15 protein-coding genes are annotated in these 17,390 nt (G+C 64.7%); 10 read left to right on the forward strand and 5 right to left on the reverse strand.

Features of this window, described 5'->3' with window-relative positions; all coding sequences use genetic code 11:
• Window positions 1-182 precede the first annotated feature (182 nt).
• Window positions 183-803, forward strand: a complete 621-nt coding sequence (locus IVB29_RS24260; protein WP_247505917.1) for a TetR/AcrR family transcriptional regulator — start codon at window positions 183-185, stop codon at window positions 801-803.
• Here IVB29_RS24260 and hutU read toward each other — a convergent pair whose 3' ends face one another.
• From hutU to hutI, 3 genes are read right to left on the reverse strand one after another with little or no spacing between them, the layout of a single operon-like run.
• Window positions 804-2,474, reverse strand: a complete 1,671-nt coding sequence (hutU, locus tag IVB29_RS24265) for a urocanate hydratase (protein WP_247505918.1) — start codon at window positions 2,472-2,474, stop codon at window positions 804-806.
• Window positions 2,475-2,486: 12 nt separating this feature from the next.
• Window positions 2,487-4,046 (reverse strand): histidine ammonia-lyase, encoded by a 1,560-nt coding sequence (hutH, locus tag IVB29_RS24270; protein ID WP_247505919.1) that lies wholly within the window; start codon window positions 4,044-4,046, stop codon window positions 2,487-2,489.
• On the reverse strand, window positions 4,043-5,257 hold the full coding sequence (hutI, locus tag IVB29_RS24275; RefSeq protein ID WP_247505920.1) for an imidazolonepropionase: 1,215 nt from the start codon (window positions 5,255-5,257) through the stop codon (window positions 4,043-4,045). The genes hutH and hutI overlap by 4 nt, the downstream gene beginning before the upstream one ends.
• Before the next feature lie 85 nt (window positions 5,258-5,342).
• On the opposite strand from hutI, the gene IVB29_RS24280 reads away from it, so the two are divergent.
• The 8 genes from IVB29_RS24280 to IVB29_RS24315 all read left to right on the forward strand — a co-directional run bounded on the left by IVB29_RS24280 (window position 5,343) and on the right by IVB29_RS24315 (window position 13,123).
• Window positions 5,343-6,701 carry a formimidoylglutamate deiminase gene (locus IVB29_RS24280; protein ID WP_247505921.1) on the forward strand — a complete coding sequence of 453 codons (1,359 nt, stop codon included), beginning with the start codon at window positions 5,343-5,345 and terminating at the stop codon, window positions 6,699-6,701.
• The gene (gene hutC, locus IVB29_RS24285) at window positions 6,698-7,426 is read left to right on the forward strand and encodes a histidine utilization repressor (protein WP_247505922.1); all 729 of its coding nucleotides are present in this window, start codon (window positions 6,698-6,700) and stop codon (window positions 7,424-7,426) included. The genes IVB29_RS24280 and hutC overlap by 4 nt, the downstream gene beginning before the upstream one ends.
• A gap of 106 nt (window positions 7,427-7,532) precedes the next feature.
• Window positions 7,533-8,477: an ABC transporter substrate-binding protein gene (locus IVB29_RS24290; RefSeq protein WP_247505923.1), complete on the forward strand. Its 945-nt coding sequence runs from the start codon at window positions 7,533-7,535 to the stop codon at window positions 8,475-8,477.
• A gap of 71 nt (window positions 8,478-8,548) precedes the next feature.
• A complete protein-coding gene (locus IVB29_RS24295; RefSeq protein ID WP_247505944.1) occupies window positions 8,549-9,322 on the forward strand; it encodes an ABC transporter permease in 774 nt (257 codons plus the stop codon).
• Window positions 9,319-10,104 (forward strand): ABC transporter ATP-binding protein, encoded by a 786-nt coding sequence (locus tag IVB29_RS24300; RefSeq protein WP_247505924.1) that lies wholly within the window; start codon window positions 9,319-9,321, stop codon window positions 10,102-10,104. The genes IVB29_RS24295 and IVB29_RS24300 overlap by 4 nt, the downstream gene beginning before the upstream one ends.
• Window positions 10,097-11,329: a Zn-dependent hydrolase gene (locus IVB29_RS24305; RefSeq protein WP_247505925.1), complete on the forward strand. Its 1,233-nt coding sequence runs from the start codon at window positions 10,097-10,099 to the stop codon at window positions 11,327-11,329. Before IVB29_RS24300 ends, IVB29_RS24305 begins: the two co-directional genes overlap by 8 nt.
• Complete coding sequence (locus tag IVB29_RS24310) at window positions 11,301-12,053, forward strand: phosphoribosyltransferase (protein WP_247505926.1); 753 nt, start codon at window positions 11,301-11,303, stop codon at window positions 12,051-12,053. Before IVB29_RS24305 ends, IVB29_RS24310 begins: the two co-directional genes overlap by 29 nt.
• A 143-nt stretch (window positions 12,054-12,196) precedes the next feature.
• Complete coding sequence (locus tag IVB29_RS24315) at window positions 12,197-13,123, forward strand: catalase family peroxidase (RefSeq protein ID WP_247505927.1); 927 nt, start codon at window positions 12,197-12,199, stop codon at window positions 13,121-13,123.
• Between the two features lie 15 nt (window positions 13,124-13,138).
• Here the strand turns inward: IVB29_RS24315 and IVB29_RS24320 are convergent, their stop codons facing one another.
• Both IVB29_RS24320 and bamA read right to left on the reverse strand, forming a co-directional pair.
• Entirely contained in the window at window positions 13,139-14,071 is a 933-nt protein-coding gene (locus tag IVB29_RS24320; RefSeq protein WP_247505928.1) for an AraC family transcriptional regulator, read from the reverse strand.
• 171 nt (window positions 14,072-14,242) lie between these two features.
• Window positions 14,243-16,756 carry an outer membrane protein assembly factor BamA gene (bamA, locus tag IVB29_RS24325; RefSeq protein WP_247505929.1) on the reverse strand — a complete coding sequence of 838 codons (2,514 nt, stop codon included), beginning with the start codon at window positions 16,754-16,756 and terminating at the stop codon, window positions 14,243-14,245.
• 124 nt (window positions 16,757-16,880) lie between these two features.
• On the opposite strand from bamA, the gene IVB29_RS24330 reads away from it, so the two are divergent.
• Complete coding sequence (locus IVB29_RS24330; RefSeq protein WP_247505930.1) at window positions 16,881-17,042, forward strand: hypothetical protein; 162 nt, start codon at window positions 16,881-16,883, stop codon at window positions 17,040-17,042.
• The last annotated feature ends 348 nt before the right edge of the window (window positions 17,043-17,390 follow it).

The following is a 17,390-nucleotide window of genomic DNA, read 5'->3' on the forward strand; positions in this document are numbered from 1 at the left end:
ACGCCGCCAAGAGGCGGTCAACAGGAAATGACCATTTGGTCACAAATGCATCTTTAGGCTAAGAAGGCATCTTGAGATTGCGATTCAGCGACGAAATGGCCCGAAAAGCGCAGAAATCGGCGAAGCGACCGGTCCGAAAGCGGACCGGGACAGGCAGCAAGTCCGCGCCAAAGCGCCGCAACATGCGTGCGGCCGATCGCGAGCGCGCGATCGTGGACGAGGCGATCCGCTTCTTTGCCGAGCGCGGCTTCGAGGGCCAGACGCGCGAATTGGCAAAACGCTTGGGCATCACGCATTCGGCGATCTATCGCCACTTCCCCAGCAAGGAGGCGCTGATCGAGCGGGTTTATCAGGAGGTCTATCTCAGCCGCTGGTCGCCCGATTGGGGTCCGATGATCCGCGACCGCTCGCTGCCGCTGGAGGCGCGGCTGACGCGTTTCTATCTCGACTATGTCGAACGCGTGTTCGAGTACAATTGGGTGCGGATCTTCGTTTTTTCCGGCATGAAGTCGTTCGGCATCACCGGCCGCTATCTCGACATTGTCAGGCGCGAGATCGTCGAGCCGGCGGCGGCCGAGCTGCGCCACGACCTGAAGCTGCCCGATGTGAAGGCCCATCCGCTCGGCGAACGCGAGACCGAGCTGCTCTGGGGCCTGCACGGCCGCATCTTCTATCTCGCCATCCGCAAGTTCATCTACGAGACGCCGATCCCGTCCGATCTCGACGCGATCGTCCGCGACGCCGTCCAGACTTTTATGGACGGCGCGAAGACGACGATGCCAAGGCTGCTGGTCGGCGGCTAGCTACTTCGCCAGGCTCGGCAGATCGAGCCCCTTGTCACGGGCGCAGTCGATCGCGGTCTCGTAGCCCGCATCCGCATGGCGCATGACGCCGCTGGCGGGATCGTTCCAGAGCACACGCTCGATCCGCTTGGCCGCTTCCGGCGTGCCGTCGGCGACGATCACCATGCCGGCGTGTTGCGAATAGCCGATGCCGACGCCGCCGCCATGGTGCAGCGAGACCCAGGTCGCGCCGCTCGCGCAATTGAGCAGAGCGTTGAGCAAGGGCCAGTCGGACACCGCGTCGGATCCGTCCTTCATCGCCTCGGTCTCGCGGTTGGGGCTCGCGACCGAACCGCTGTCGAGATGATCGCGGCCAATCACGATCGGCGCTGTCAATTCGCCGCGCGCCACCATCTCGTTGAAGGCAAGGCCGAGGCGATCACGATCGCCGAGGCCGACCCAGCAGATCCGTGCCGGAAGCCCCTGGAACTTGATGCGTTCCTTGGCCATGTCGAGCCAATTGTGCAGATGCTTGTCGTCAGGCATCAGCTCCTTCACCTTGGCGTCGGTCTTGAAGATGTCCTCGGGATCGCCCGACAACGCGGCCCAACGGAACGGCCCGACGCCGCGGCAGAACAGGGGACGGATATAGGCGGGCACGAAGCCGGGGAAATCGAAGGCGTTCTTCAGGCCCATATCCTGCGCCATCTGGCGAATGTTGTTGCCGTAGTCGAGCGTCGGGATTCCCTGCGCATGGAAATCCAGCATGGCCTGCACGTGCTCGACCATGGACGTCTTCGAGGCGCGCTCGACCGCCTTCGGATCGGACGCGCGCTTCGTCTCCCAATCGTCCAGCGTCCAGCCCCTCGGCAAGTACCCATTGATCGGATCATGCGCACTGGTCTGGTCGGTGACAATGTCGGGCTTGACGCCGCGGCGCACCAGTTCGGGGAAAATCTCGGCGGCATTGCCGAGCAAGCCCACCGAGACCGCCTTCTTCGTTGTCGCAGCCTCCGCCATGATCGAGAGCGCTTCGTCGAGCGTTGCGGCCTGCCGATCGAGATAGCCCGTGCGCAACCGCATCTCGATGCGGCTCGGCTGGCATTCGACCGCGAGCATCGACGCGCCGGCCATGGTCGCCGCCAGCGGCTGCGCGCCGCCCATACCACCGAGGCCGGCGGTGAGGATCCATTTGCCGACGAGGCTGCCGCCATAATGGCGACGGCCGATTTCGACGAAGGTTTCGTAAGTGCCCTGCACGATGCCCTGGCTTCCGATATAGATCCAGGACCCGGCCGTCATCTGGCCGTACATCATCAGGCCCAGGCGATCGAGCTCGTTGAAATGATCGAGCGTGGCCCAATGCGGCACGATGTTGGAGTTCGCGATCAGCACGCGTGGGGCGTCGGCATGGGTTCGGAATACGCCGACCGGCTTGCCGGACTGGACCAGCAAGGTCTCGTCCGCTTCGAGCTTGCGCAAGGCAGCCGTGATCCGGTCAAAGCTCTCCCAGTCGCGCGCGGCGCGGCCGATGCCGCCATAAACGACGAGCTCGCTCGGGCGCTCCGCGACATCAGGATCGAGATTGTTCATCAGCATGCGCAAGGGCGCTTCCGTCAGCCAGCTCTTGGCGCTGATCTCGCTGCCGCGGGGGGCGCGGATGGTGCGGTCATTGTCCAGTCGGCGGTTCATGCGGCAACCTCTTTAGTCAAGTCGCGGGAATGGATCGGTTGGAAGCGTAGCGATCGCCACGGCCGGCAGCGCATCGGCTTCAATCAGCCCCGCAGCCTTGGCGAGATCACCGGCCATGTACCGGTCGGCGTCGAGCGCGGGGACCTGCTCGCGAAGCGCGGCTATGACGGCCACAAGCGGTGCGCTGGTCGCATGCGGTGCGCGCAGCGTGATGCCTTGGGCGGCGACCAGAAGCTCGATGCCGAGGATCGAGGCGAGATTGTCGGCCATGTCGGAGAGACGCCGCGCGGCATGCGCGGCCATCGAGACATGGTCTTCCTGATTGGCGCTGGTCGGCGTCGAGTCGATCGAGCAGGCAGCAGCACGCTGCTTGTTCTCGGCATAGAGCGCGGCCGCCGTCACCTCGGCGATCATGAAGCCGGAATTAATGCCGGGATCGGGCGTCAGGAACGGCGGCAGGCCAAAATTGAGCGCGGGATCGACCAGTGTGGCGATACGCCGCTCACTGATCGCGCCGATCTCCGACAAGGCCAGCGCCATTGCGTCGGCCGCAAAGGCCACCGGCTCGGCGTGAAAGTTGCCGCCGGACACGATCTCGCCGGTCTCGACCAGCACCAGCGGGTTATCGGTGACCGCATTGGCCTCGACGATCAGCGTTCGCGCAGCCTGCATGATCAGGTCCAGCGCCGCGCCCGCGACCTGCGGCTGGCAGCGCAGGCAATAGGGGTCCTGCACACGCTCGTCGCCTTCCAGATGCGACAGGCGGATGTCGCTGCCGTCGAGCAGCGCGGTCAGCGTCGCGGCCGCGGCGATCTGCCCGGGATGACCGCGCAGCGCCTGGATTTCAGGCCGGAATGGCGCCGTCGATGCCATCGCCGCATCGACCGACAGCGCGCCGGTGACAAGCGCGGCGCGTGCGAGACGAAATGCCCGCAGCACGCCGGAGATGGCGTATGCCGTCGAGAACTGCGTGCCGTTGATCAGCGCGAGCCCCTCCTTGGGGCCAAGCGTCAGCGGCGCAAGGTCGACGGCGGCGAGCGCCTCAGCGCCGGACACGGTTTTGCCGTCAACAATCGCTTGCCCTTCGCCGATCATCACCGCCGTCATATGCGCGAGCGGTGCGAGATCGCCAGAGGCACCGACCGACCCCTGCTGCGGCACCAGCGGATAAACGTTCTGCGCCAGCATCCCTTGCAGCTGCTCGATCACCTCGCGCCGCACGCCGGAGGCGCCACGCCCGAGCGAGATGATTTTCAGCACCATCATCAACCGCACGACCGGTTCGGGTGTCACCGGGCCGACGCCGCAGCAATGCGAGACGATGAGATTGCGCTGGAGCAGCGCGGTCTGGTCCGGCGGAATGCGTTTTGACGCGAGCTTTCCGAAGCCGGTGTTGATGCCATAGACGGGGATATCGGCTCGCGCCGCCTTTTCAACGATCTCCGCGGCCGCTTCGACGCGCGGCCAGAACGAGGGATCAAGAGCGACAGGAGCACCTTCGAGCACGCGCACGAGATCGTCGAGGCTGACCTCTCCCGGCCTGACGACGATCACTGCGCCCTGCTCCGTCACTGCCCCCTCCACACCCGCCGATACAGCGGATTGAAACCGATGCGATAGACGAGTTCGGCCGGACGCTCGATGTCCCAGATCGCGAGATCGCACCATTTGCCGGCCTCCAGCGTGCCGGTCTCATCCAGCACGCCGAGCGCACGCGCGCCTTCACGGGTGACGCCGACGAGGCATTCGGCAACGTTCATCCGGAACAGCGTCGCGCTCATGTTCATCGCGAGCAGAAGCGAAGTCAGCGGCGAGCTGCCGGGATTGCAATCGGTCGCCAGCGCCATGGGAACGCCGTGCTTTCGGAACGCCTCGACCGGCGGCTTCTGCGTCTCGCGGATGAAGTAGAAGGCACCGGGCAGCAGCACTGCCACCGTACCTGCTTTCGCCATCGCGGCAGCGCCAGCATCGTCGGTATGCTCGAGATGATCGGCTGACAGCGCGGAGAATTTTGCGGCAAGCGCAGCGCCGCCGAGATTCGAGAGCTGGTCGGCATGAAGCTTGACCGGGAGCCCAAGCCCCTTCGCCGTCTCGAACACCCGCGCCGTCTGCTCAGCCGAAAACGCAATGCCCTCCATGAAAGCATCGACCGCATCGGCAAGACCGGCCTTTGCAACGGCAGGCAGCATCTCCTTGCACACCAGATCGACGTAGCGATCCTTGTCGCCGTCCGCTTCCACCGGCAGCGCGTGCGCGCCGAGGAAGGAGGTGCGGATCGTGACCGGCCGCTGACGACCGAGGCTGCGCGCGGCTGTGAGCTGGCGCATCTCGGTCTCGGTGTCGAGGCCATAGCCGGATTTGATCTCGACAGTGGTTGCCCCCTCGCCGATCAGCGTATCAAGGCGCGGTAGCGCACTTGCGACGAGCTCGGCCTCGCTCGCCTTGCGCGTCGCGGCCACCGTCGAGACGATGCCGCCGCCGGCGCGCGCGATTTCTTCGTAGCTCGCGCCCTTCAGCCGCAGCTCGAATTCGTGCGCGCGGTTGCCGCCATAGACGAGATGGGTGTGACAGTCGACGAGGCCCGGCGTGATCCAGCGCCCCTCGCAATCGATCCGTTTGATCGCGTCCGCATCAACGGGAAAATCCGCCTCCGCGCCCGCATAGACGATGTGGCCGCCACGCGCAGCGATCAGGCCGCGCTCGATCTCGCCGAGATCGGGGCGGTCAGCCCGCATCGTGGCGAGGTGGGCATTATGCCAGATCCGGTCGAAGCGCTCTGCCATGCGGATGTCCATTCGCCGTCGGATGCTTGACTTATATGTCTAGACATATAATCGTGAGCCCGTTCTGTCCAGCCGGCATGGAAACATGACACGACTGCATTTCGCTTCCGCGCTCCTGCCTTCGGGCTGGGCCAATGACGTGCAGGTGGTCGTCACCGCCGGCGCGATCGCGCACGTGACGCCGGGCGTGGCGCCGGACGCCGGCGACGAGCGCCACAGGATCGCACTTCCCGGGCTTGCAAGCCTGCACAGCCACGCCTTCCAGCGCGGCATGGCGGGGCTGGCCGAGCTGCGCGGCGACAGTACCGACACCTTCTGGACCTGGCGTGAGACGATGTATCGCTTCGCCCTCGCCATGACGCCGGACGACGTCGCCGCCGTCGCGACTCTGCTTTATGTCGAGATGCTGGAGCAGGGTTTTACCCGCGTCGGCGAATTCCACTACCTTCATCATGATCGCGACGGTTCACCCTACGCTGACATCGCCGAGATGGCCGCGCGCATTGCACAGGCAGCCGGGGCCTCCGGCATCGCGCTGACGCTGCTGCCGAGTTTCTATGCGCATGGCTCATTTGGAGGCGCCGCGCCGCATGACGGCCAGCGCCGCTTCATCTGCTCGGTCGATCGATTCGCGGCATTGATGGCTGCGTCGCGCAAGGCCATCGGCAAATTGCCAGGCGCGAATATTGGCATCTCACCGCACAGCTTGCGCGCCGTCGCGCCGGACGAGCTCGCGGCGATCATTCCGCTCGCGGATGGCGGTCCGGTGCACATTCATGCCGCCGAGCAGGTGAAAGAGGTCGAGGATTGCCTGGCTTGGTCGGGCCGACGGCCGGTGCAATGGCTGCTGGAGCACGCGCCCGTCGATCAGCGCTGGTGCCTCATCCACGCAACCCACACGACGAACGAGGAAGTCACCGCGTTTGCGAAAACCGGCGCGGTGGCGGGCCTCTGCCCCATCACTGAAGCCAGCCTCGGCGACGGCATTTTTCCAGCCCGCGAATTCCTCGATGCCGGCGGCCGGTTCGGTGTCGGCACAGATTCCAACGTGCTGGTCGGCGTCGCCGACGAGTTGCGCCAGCTCGAATACGGCCAGCGGCTCAAGCATCGCCAGCGCAACGTACTCTCAGGCCACGTCGGTACGTCGACAGGGCGCACGCTGTTCGACGATGCGCTCGCCGGCGGCGCGCAGGCACTGGCGCAAGCGACCGTCGGTCTCGTGCCCGGCGCACGTGCCGATATCGTCACGCTCGACGCCGCGCATCCGTCGCTGGCAGGACGCAGGCACGACGCACTCATCGACGGCTGGATCTTTGCGGCCGGCAGCGGCGCGATCGACTGCGTCTGGGCCGGTGGTGACAAGGTGGTCGAAGGCGGGCGGCACCGGCTGCGCCAGGCCGCGCGCGAACGCTTCAATGCATCAGTGCGGAGGCTCCTCGCATGAGCCTCGCTACGGACAGCGCCGACCAGCCGACGCTGTACAAGCGCATCCGCGCCGACATTGAAAAACGCATCCTGACGGGCGAGTGGCCGCCGGGCCACCGCATTCCGTTCGAGCACGAACTGGTCGCGCGCTACGGCTGTTCGCGCATGACCGTGAACAAGGCACTGTCGGAACTGGCGCAGGCCGATTTGATCGAGCGGCGGCGCCGCGCCGGCTCGTTCGTACGACGGCCGCAGCATCACTCGGCCGTGCTCAAGATCGCCGACATCCGCGCCGAGATCACCGCGCTCGGCCGCACTTACGGGTATGAGCTGATCCATCGCAAGCTACGCACGGCGACCGTTGCCGACTGCGATCGTCTCGGGGTGAAGAAAGCCGGCAAGGTGGTCGCGATCGCCTGCCGCCACAGCGCCGACAACGTGCCCTTCGCGGTCGAGGACCGACTGATCGATCTGTCATCCGTGCCGGATGCGGCCACAGCCGATTTCTCGCGCGAGCCGCCCGGCTCATGGCTGCTTCACCATGTCCCATGGACAGAGGCCGAGCACACGATCAGCGCCATCGTTGCGGATGATCGCGCGGCCAAAGCGCTCGACATCGCCGTCGGCGCGCCCTGCCTCGTGATCGACCGCTATACCTGGCGCAGCGCGCGCACGATCACCGCGGTGCGTCTGCTTTATCCCGGTGACTCTCACCGCCTTGTCGCCCGATTCAAGGGAGGCTGAGAGAGCAATGTCGGCACAGTTCGTGCAACGCTTCGGGCAACGGTCCGTATGGACCAACAGGGATCAACAGGACGTCAATCCATCGATCGGCAAGAGGACGACAATCATGCGTAAATCGAAAGTTTTTGCGACAATCATTGCTCTCGCGGTTTCCACTCCCGCACTCGCCGACGACGTCAAGGTCGGCGTCGGCATCTCCGGATGGACCGGCTTCGCGCCGCTGACCCTGGCGAAGGAGGCCGGCATCTTCAAGAAGAACGGCCTCGACGTCACCATCAAGAAGATCCCGCAGAAGGACCGCCACCTCGCGATTGCCTCCGGCGACATCCAGTGCGCGGCCACCACGGTCGAGACCTGGATCTCCTGGAACGCCAACGGCGTCGCCACCAAGCAGATCTTCCAGCTCGACAAGAGCTTTGGCGCCGACGGGATGGCCGTGCGCAACGACGTCGCCGCGATCAAGGATCTGAAGGGCAAGACGGTTGCGGCGTCCGCGCCCGGCACGTCGCCCTATTTCGCGCTGGCCTGGATGCTCAAGAAGAACGGCCTCACCACGAAGGACGTGACCATCGTGAACCTCGAGCCGGCCGCAGCCGCGCAAGCCTTCGTCTCCGGCCAGAACGATGCCGCGATGACCTACGAGCCGTATCTGTCGACCGTGCGCGCCGCGCCCGACAAGGGCAAGATCATCGCGACGACGCTGGACTACCCGATCGTGATGGACACGTTCGGCTGCACGCCGAAATTCCTCGCCGAGAACCCGAAGGCCGCGCAGGCGCTCGCCAACAGCTATTTCGAGTCGCTCGAGATGATCGGCAAGGACCAGGCCAAGGCCTATGAGATCATGGGTGCGGACGTGAAGCAGACCGGCGAGGCGTTCGGCAACTCGGCGAAGTATCTGCGCTGGCAGGACAAGGCCGCGAACCAGAAGTTCTTCGCCGGCGATTTCCTGACCTTCAACAAGGATGCCGCCGAGCTCCTGCTCGAGATCGGCATCATCAAGGCCGCGCCGAAGGTCGAGGACCTCTACGATTCGAGCTTCATCAAGTAGGCTTCAACGAGCTGCCGGTCTCGCCGCGAGGCGGGACCGGCGCCTGATCGACCAATCGGATAGACAGTTTGATGCGCCCCCTGGATCCCGTGACATCGAGGCAACGCGTGGCCTATGGCCTTGCGTTCTTCGTGGTGTTCGTTGCCCTCTGGTCGTGGGCGACCTTCGGCGGCCATGTGTCGAAAGTGTTCCTCGCCAACCCGCTGACCATGGTGCTGGAAGGTTATGACCTGCTGGCGAAGCAGGGGTTTGCATACGATATCGGAATGACGATCTGGCGCGTCGTCGGCGGATTTGCGCTGGCCGCACTCATCGCTGTGCCGCTCGGCGTGATGATGGGCGCCTACAAGCCGGTCGAGGCGTTTCTCGAACCCTTCGTCTCCTTTGCGCGCTATCTGCCCGCCTCCGCCTTCATCCCGCTGTTGATCCTGTGGGCCGGCATCGGCGAATTGCAGAAGCTGCTCGTCATCTTCATCGGCTCGGTGTTCCAGATCATCCTGATGATCGCCGTGACCGTCGGCACGACGCGACGTGATCTGGTCGAGGCGGCTTATACGTTGGGCGCCAGCGACCGCGGCGTCATCCACCGCGTGCTGCTGCCCTCCTCCGCGCCGGAGATTGCCGAAATCCTGCGGCTGGTGCTGGGCTGGGCCTGGACCTACGTCATCGTCGCCGAGCTGATCGGCTCGTCCTCCGGCATCGGCCACATGATCACCGACAGCCAGGCGCTGCTCAACACCGGCCAGATCATCTTCGGCATCATCGTGATCGGATTGATCGGCCTCCTCTCGGACTTCATGTTCAAGGCGTTCAACGCTTGGCTGTTTCCGTGGAGGCTCGCATGACCACGCTGAAGATCGAGCAGGTCTCGCGCACCTTTCCCGCACGCCACGGCAATGCGCCGACCAGGGCGCTGGAGCCGACCGATCTCACCATCGGCAACAATGACTTCGTCACCATTCTCGGCCCGTCCGGCTGCGGCAAGTCCACGCTGCTTCGGATCGTCGCCGGCCTCGACCGTCCGACCACCGGCCGCGTCACGCTCGACGGGCGCGAGGTCACCGGCCCGGGCGCCGATCGCGGCATGGTGTTCCAGTCCTACACGTTGTTCCCTTGGCTGACCGTGCGCGAGAACATCGCCTTCGGCCTGCGCGAGCGCGGCGTGTCAGAGGCGGAGCGCCACAAGATCGCGGACGCATTCATCCGCCAGGTCGGCTTGTCCGGCTTCGCGAACCACTGGCCGAAGCAACTCTCCGGCGGCATGCAGCAGCGCACCGCGATCGCACGCGCGCTCGCCAACGATCCAAAGATCCTGCTGCTCGACGAACCCTTCGGCGCGCTGGACAACCAAACCCGCGCCCTGATGCAGGAGATGCTGCTCGGCATCTGGGAGCGCGACCAGAAGACCGTTCTGTTCGTGACCCACGACATCGAGGAGGCAATCTTCCTCGGCAGCCGCGTCATCGTCATGAGCGCGCGCCCCGGCCGCATCAAGGCCGAGATTGCCATAGACCTGCCGCATCCGCGCTCCTACAAGATCAAGACGACGCCCGAATTCGTCCAGCTGAAGGAACGGCTGGTCGAGGAGATCCGCACCGAGGCGCTGAAGGTTGCCGAACATGCCTGACACTTTTCCGCGCGCAAACGGTGAGCGGGTTCTCGCCGACCTCAATGCGCTCCGCGCCATCGGCGCCTACAAGACCGGCGTGCACAAGCCGACCTTCTCCGAGCCGCACAGGCAATCGCTGGACTGGCTGATGCAGAAGCTGCCCGAAGCCGGCCTTGCGGCCGCGATCGACGGCATCGGCAATGTGTTGGGGACGAGCACGAAGGCAGGACCGAAGCTGCTGGCCGGCTCGCATCTGGAGAGCCAGAACTACGCCGGCTGGCTCGATGGCCCGCTCGGCGTCGTCTATGCGCTCGAAGCCGCGCGCGTGCTCAATGCCGATCCCTCGCTCAAGGGCGCCGTCGAAGTCGCCGCCTGGTGCGACGAGGAAGGACATTTTGGACATTTCCTCGGCTCGCGCTCCTATGTCGGTCAGGTGACGGAAGCCGACATCGACGCTGCCAGCGACCGCACCAGCGGCCGCACCATGCGCGATGCGCTCGCTGACATGGGGCTCTCCAAGCGCCCGCGCGTCGCCGCCGAGCCGGGTCGCCATATCGGATATCTCGAGGCGCATATCGAGCAGGGCGACACGCTCGAAAGCGGCAAGCTCGCGATCGGCGTCGTGACCTCGATCGTCGGCATCTGGCAATACCAGATCAATTTCGTCGGCGAACAGAATCACGCCGGCACCACGCGCATGGTTGCACGCAAGGATGCGGGGTTGGCGCTGGCCAAATTCTGCGTCGCCATTGACGAGCGTTTCCCGGCCGCATGCGGGCCACGCACCGTCTGGACCACCGGCCGCATCACGCTCGATCCGGGCGCGCCGAGCATCATTCCGGGTGGCGCCGAAATGCTGTTCCAGATCCGCGACGACAACCCGGCCGTCATCGCGCGGCTCGAGGAACTGCTGCGCACGATGGCGGACGAGGTCACCGCGAAGGGCCCCTGCACCGCCTCCGTGGAGAAGCTCCGCACCGGCGCGCCCGCCATGATGAACGCCGGCTTCCAGGACGCGATCGAATCCGCGAGCAAGGCCGTCGCCGGCGGACGATCCATCCGCATACCCAGCGGCGCCGGCCATGACGCGCAGACGCTCGCAACCATCATGCCCGCGGGCATGCTGTTCGTGCCGTCGATCGGCGGCATCAGCCATCACTGGACCGAGAACACCGCCGACGCCGATATCGTCACCGGCGCGCAGGTCTTCGTCGATGCCTGCCGGCGAATCCTCGGCGGCTGATGCCGGCATCATGAGCGTGAGCGAGACTTATACCGAAGCGACCACCGGCTATTGGCAGGAGCTGATGCCGGAGGTCCCTGCACGCTTCTCGGCAACGCCGCCCTATCGCTTCGGCTATCCCGCCACCCTGCCCTGCGGCCGCATCCTCGTCCTGCCGCTGCGCCAATTGCCCGGCGGAGACCGTGCCGTCGCATCTCTAATTGCCAACCAGGCCTCACACCTCGTGGTCGCGGCGCTCGCGAACCATATGGCGACGCAGGCGCGCGCATTCGATGCCGAGATCATCGTGGGACTGCCGACCCTTGGTCTTGCCTTCGCATCAGAGGTTGCCGAACGGCTCGGGCAGCCGCGCTATGTCCCGCTCGGCTATTCACGCAAATTCTGGTACGACGACGCGCTGTCGGAGCCCGTCAGTTCAATCACGAGCCCTGAGGCCGGCAAGAAGCTCCGGCTGGATCCGAATTTGCTGCCCCTGATCGAAGGCCGCCGGGTGGTACTGGTCGATGATGCGATCTCGACCGGCGCGACCGCGCTCGCCGCGGTCCGCCTGTTGCAGACGATTGGCGCCGACATTGCCGGCATGGTCGTCGCGATGAAGCAGACCAATCGCTGGCAGGCTGCGACGGCGCCGCTTCCGGTTCGCGCGGTCTACGGCTGCCCGCTCTTCGAGCGTGGCGAGGGCGGTTGGATACCGCTGACGGAGACGCAGCCCGACATTCCCTGATGGGTGAGGCGATTGCGAGCACCGGCCAGTGCGAGGCGCACATCTTGAGCAGGATTGGGCAATACCTGCTCGCTTTGGGCAAGACTATGGATCCAGAGCGCGGCTAGAATTCGGCTCGCACACGCGAGAGATCAGTTCCTGCCATGTCCGAGCGCCCGAACGGTGCCGCAACGCCCGCCTCCATCGTCGATACGCTGAAGGCCGTTGCCGGCAATCCGCCAAAGGTCCGCGCGAGCTTTGCCAAGGGCTGGTGCGTTCGGGGCACCTACACCCCGTCGGACCGCGCGGGGGATATCACGCGGTCACAGAGCTTCACCAGGCCATCGCGCGTGCTGGCTCGCTTCTCGGTCGGCGGCGGCAATCCCAACGTCGCCGACACCAACAATCTGGTGCTGCGCGGCTTCAGCTTCAAGCTCGGCGACGACGATCATCGCTCCGACATCCTCGTGGAGAGCGCGCCCGTGCATTTTGCGCGAACGCTCGACCAGATGCTGGCCTTCCTCGAGGCCCGCATCCCGGGGCCGGATGGCAAGCCTGATATGGCGAAGGTCAAGGCCTTCTCGGCGGCCAACCCTGAGACGCTCAATCAGGCGAACTACGTCGCCGCGCGTGCGCTGCCCGGAAGCTTTGCCGGCACGACCTATTGGGGCGTGCATGCCTTTCCGGCAACGAACGAGCAGGGCGAGACCCGCTTCATCAAGTTCAAGATCGTCCCGGCCGGCGGCGAGATCACGCTGAGCGAGGACGACGCGAGAACGAAGCCCGCCGGCTTCCTGCGCGACGATCTGGGCAAGCGGATCGCTGCGGGCACTGTTCGCTTCAACGTGATGGCGCTGCTCGGCCGCCCCGGCGATCCCACCATGGACGTGACGATGCGCTGGCCGGATGAAGACAGCCGCGAGGAGGTGCGCCTCGGCACCATCGTGATCACCGGCTTCGAGCCCGATCAGGCCTGCGACGCCTCAATCTTCAATCCGGCCAATCTCGCCGATGGCATCGGTCACCCGCCGGATGAGATTTTTGCGGCCCGGCGCGCCGCCTACACCATCTCTCTCGCCGGGCGCCGCTGACGCTCGCGCCCGCCATCAAGCCTCGCAGCTGGAAGCCCCGAGCGCCCCGCGGCGCCACACCGCCGGGCTGACGCCGGCGATCGATGAGAACACCCGCGTAAAATGACTCTGGTTGGCGAAGCCGGCCGACATCGCGATCTCCGTCAGCGGCAGGTCGCGGACGCTCATCAACTGCTTGGCGGCCTTTACACGCTGATGCAGCAGCCACTGGTGCGGCGGCAGGCCGATGGAGATCCGGAACGCCCGCGAGAAATGACTGACCGAGAGATCGAGCTCGGCTGCGACCTTCTGCAGCGAGAGCTTGCCGCCGAGGTCCGACTCGAGCCTCTCGCAGGCGCGCTTCGCCTGCCAGGGCGCGAGACCGCCGCGCGCGGGCGCGGACGTGCGCTGGAGCCCGCCATAGGTCTGCGCGACATGGGCGGTCAAGCCGAGCATCATATGGTCAATGAAGAGCTGGTTGGCCTCATCCGGCTTGCGCAGCCCTTCCTGGAGCGAGGCGCCGATGTGGCGGATGATTCCATCGTCATGGCCGACGCCGACCTGACAGTCGAGCTCGTCGATCCGCGGTGCACTGCTTTGTTCGGCGATACCGTCGAGCGCCGAGCGCGGAATATAGAAGAACAGCGAGTGGAACGGCTTGTCGATCACGTAGCGCGGATCGCGCTTGAGATCATAGAGATAGGTGGTGCCGGCGCGGACGTCCGCCTTCATGATGGATTTGCCACGCTCCCAGACCTCGCAATCCGGGTAATCGTGCAGCTTCAGACTGACCAGAAACGCATCCTCTGCGGCCAGCGAGCCGGAGAGGCCGGGGACGGGATGGTCATTCCGGGTCTCGGTGACCGCAAGCTCGGCGCTCCGCAGCGAGCGCGCGACCAGGGCGGGCGGCGCATCCTTCAAACGCAGGAACTGGCCAAGCCTCTGCCCATAGGCGCCTGCCTGTGTCATCGCGATTAGTCCTTCTGTGGAAGCTCAAGTGCAGGTTACACTGCCCTGCAATTCGCAAGCATTATTATCGGACATTCGCCAATGGCTGTCCACGCTCGTGCACTGCAAGCTCATCACAGATTTTCACAAATGCACGACGAATGCCGCCACGTCCCGTGGCTACGCCGCTTGCTAGAACGAGGTGCCGCCTCCGAACCGGAATTCCTGCACGATGTCATATTTGCCCTTCGTGATCGGTATCGCGTAATCGAAGCGCAGCGGTCCGAACGGCGAGGCCCAGATCAGGCCGACACCGACGGAGGAACGTACCGTGTTGCCGTCGTCATATTGCAGCCCGCAGGTCGGACAAGCCTTGGTGTTGACCTCGCCCGTCGCCGTCCACGACGTCGGCCCCTGGTAACCCCAGAGCGAGCCGGCATCGGCATAGACCGCGCCCTTGAGGCCGACTTCCTTCGGCAGGAACCAGAACGGCATCTGCAGCTCCATCGAGGCGCCCCAATATTTCGTGCCGCCGAGCGCATCGCCGTTAGAACCGTAATTGTAATAGGTGATGTCACGCGGGCCGATGCCGTTGGAGGCGAAGCCACGCACGAGGTTCGGCCCCATCTGGAAATGATCGAGCATGCGTAGATCGTTGTTGCCGATCTTGTTGAGGATGCCGCCCTGGAGGTGGATCACGTTGACGATGTCGGACACCAGCGGCGTGTAGTATTTGGTGTCCAGCGCCGTCTTCAAATAGGTGACGCTGCCGCCGACGCCGGCGAAATCCTGCTTGAAGTCGACCAGCAAACCGCCGGTGGGGTTCTTGTTGTTGTCGAGCGTGTTGTAGTTCAGCGTGTAGCCGATCGCCGAGGTCCAGCTCGCACCGTTCGCCAGTTCCTTGCGGACCGGCAGGCTCGATTCGCCGTCGCCGTAGCAGCCATAGCCATAGACGCCCGAATCCGTGGCGTTGGTCGGATCCACGCCGCCGAGGACGTTCTTGATGTAGGCCGGCGTCGGGTTGAAGGCGAGCGACGTGTTGGACGCGTTGTTGTTGCAGTTATTGTAGGCGCTGGCGAGCGTGATGTTCTGCTGGTAGAGCGAGTAGCGCAGCTGGAGCGAGAGATCCTCACGCAGCGCAAAGCCGAGGCGGGGAGAGAAGCCCAGCGTCGTCACGCCATAGCTCGTATAGCTGTTCGACAATTGCTGGCGCCAATAGGTGTCGAAGCCGAGGGCCAGCCGGTAGTCGAGCAGGTAGGGCTCGACGAACGACAGCGATATGCCGCGCGAATACTGGCCGTAGCTGACGGAAGCCTTGGCGTAGAGCCCCTTGCCGAGCAAATTGCGCTCGGAGACCGAGACTTCCGCCAGTGCGCCGTCCGACGTGGAGTAGCCGCCCGAAATCGAGAAATCGCCGGTCGACTTCTCTTCCATATCGACGATCAGGATGACGCGGTCGCTGGAGGAGCCCGGCTCCGTGACGATCTTGACGCTCTTGAAGTAATCGAGATTCTTCAGCCGCCGCTCGGCACGGTCGACCAGCGCGCGGTTGTAGGCATCGCCTTCCGAGAGGTCGAACTCGCGCCGGATTACGTAATCGCGGGTACGGGTGTTGCCGCGCAAAGTGATGCGCTCGATATAGGTGCGCGGGCCCTCGTCGATGTTGAACACGACGGAGACAGTGTGCGCCTCGAAGTTGCGGTCGCCACCGGGACGGACCACGGCGAAGGCGTAGCCGCGGCGCGAGGCCTCGATCTGCATCTCCTCTGTCGACTTCTCGACCGCTTCAACGTTGTAGAGCGAACCGACCCCGACACGCGAATAGGAGCGCATCGAGCTCGCATCGAAATTGGCAATGCCGGAGCGGAAGTCGACCGAGCCGACGCGATATTGCTGGCCCTCCTCGATCTTGAAGGTGACGTTGAAGCCCTTCTTGTCCGGATCGTATTCAGTGAGCGCGGCGACGACCTGGACGTCCGCGAACCCGTTCTTGAGATAGAAGCGGCGGATCAGGTCGCGATCGGCCTCGACACGGTCGGGATCGTAGATGTCGTTGCTGGCGAGGAAGCTGAGCAAATTGCTCTCATGGGTCTTGATCACGTCGCGCAGGCGCGCAGCCGAATAGGCACTGTTGCCGATGAACTCGACCGACTTGACCGCGGTCTTGGTCCCCTCCTCGACCGTGAAGACGAGATCGACGCGGTTGCTCGGCTGCTCGATGATTTCGGGCGTGACTCGCACGTCGTAGCGGCCCGAGCGCCGGTAGATCTCGGCAATGCGCAGCGTGTCGGACTGCACCAGCGCCCGCGAAAAGGTCCCCCGCGCCTTGGACTGGATTTCCGCCGTGAGCTGCTCGTCCTTGATCTTCTTGTTGCCTTCCAATGCGATGCGGCCGATCACGGCGTTTTCGACCACCGAGACCACGATGCGGCCGCCGGCCCGGTTGATCTTCACGTCCTGGAACAGACCGGTCTCGATCAAGGCCTTGAGGCCATCGTCGATCGCGGGCTGGTCGAGACGTCCCCCGGGACCGGGCTTGAAATAAGAGCGGACCGTCTCGGCCTCGACGCGGCGATTACCCTCGACGACGATCGTCTCCACTGCTTGGGCGGACGCCGACTGCGGCGATAGCGCAAAGGGAAACGAGCTCGCAATCGACACGCCACTCAGCACCGCCACAACCAGCCAGGCCCGCAACAACGACATTCCACACCTCGAAAGTACCCAGCTTGTTCTCAAACGAGAGAGCTGTGGCCGCGGTGTGGCTTTGAAGTTACCGCATGTTTCTGCGCGTTGAATCTCATTTAGACGGCCGATCGCATCGCGGGGCATGGTCGTGATCACCCTGGTGATCGCACGAGAGGCGACGGCATCAGGAGCCCGCATGGAGCGTTCGCCGATGAACGCGCTGGTCACGACCGTTCTGAACATCGTCTCGACGCACGAGATGATCGGCAACAATTCGTCGCATTCAGCAACATTTCGTCGGTAGACAATTGGCGATCGCGCACCGTTCGAAAAGGACGCTGCGCTACGTCCGGGGCACGAGAGCGGAGTGTGCGGCACACACTCTCCTCCTCGTCATTGCGAGCGCTCGCAATGACGGAGTATGAGACGGCAGCTCGTAGCCCGTAGGATGGGTAGAGCGAAGCGAAACCCATCATGCTTTGCCTACGCGGAAACGCGATGGGTTTCGCAAGGGCTCCACCCATCCTACGGCTTCGCGGACGCACCTTCGCATTCTCGCGGCGCAATTGGCCCGAGCTTTGCCTGGTCACTCCACCCTCAAATCCAAGAGGGCGCAGGGAAGGCCGGGTGCTGACCTCGCACCCGCGGTCCG

This window comes from Bradyrhizobium sp. 1, assembly GCF_023073315.1.
Classification (GTDB): domain Bacteria; phylum Pseudomonadota; class Alphaproteobacteria; order Rhizobiales; family Xanthobacteraceae; genus Bradyrhizobium.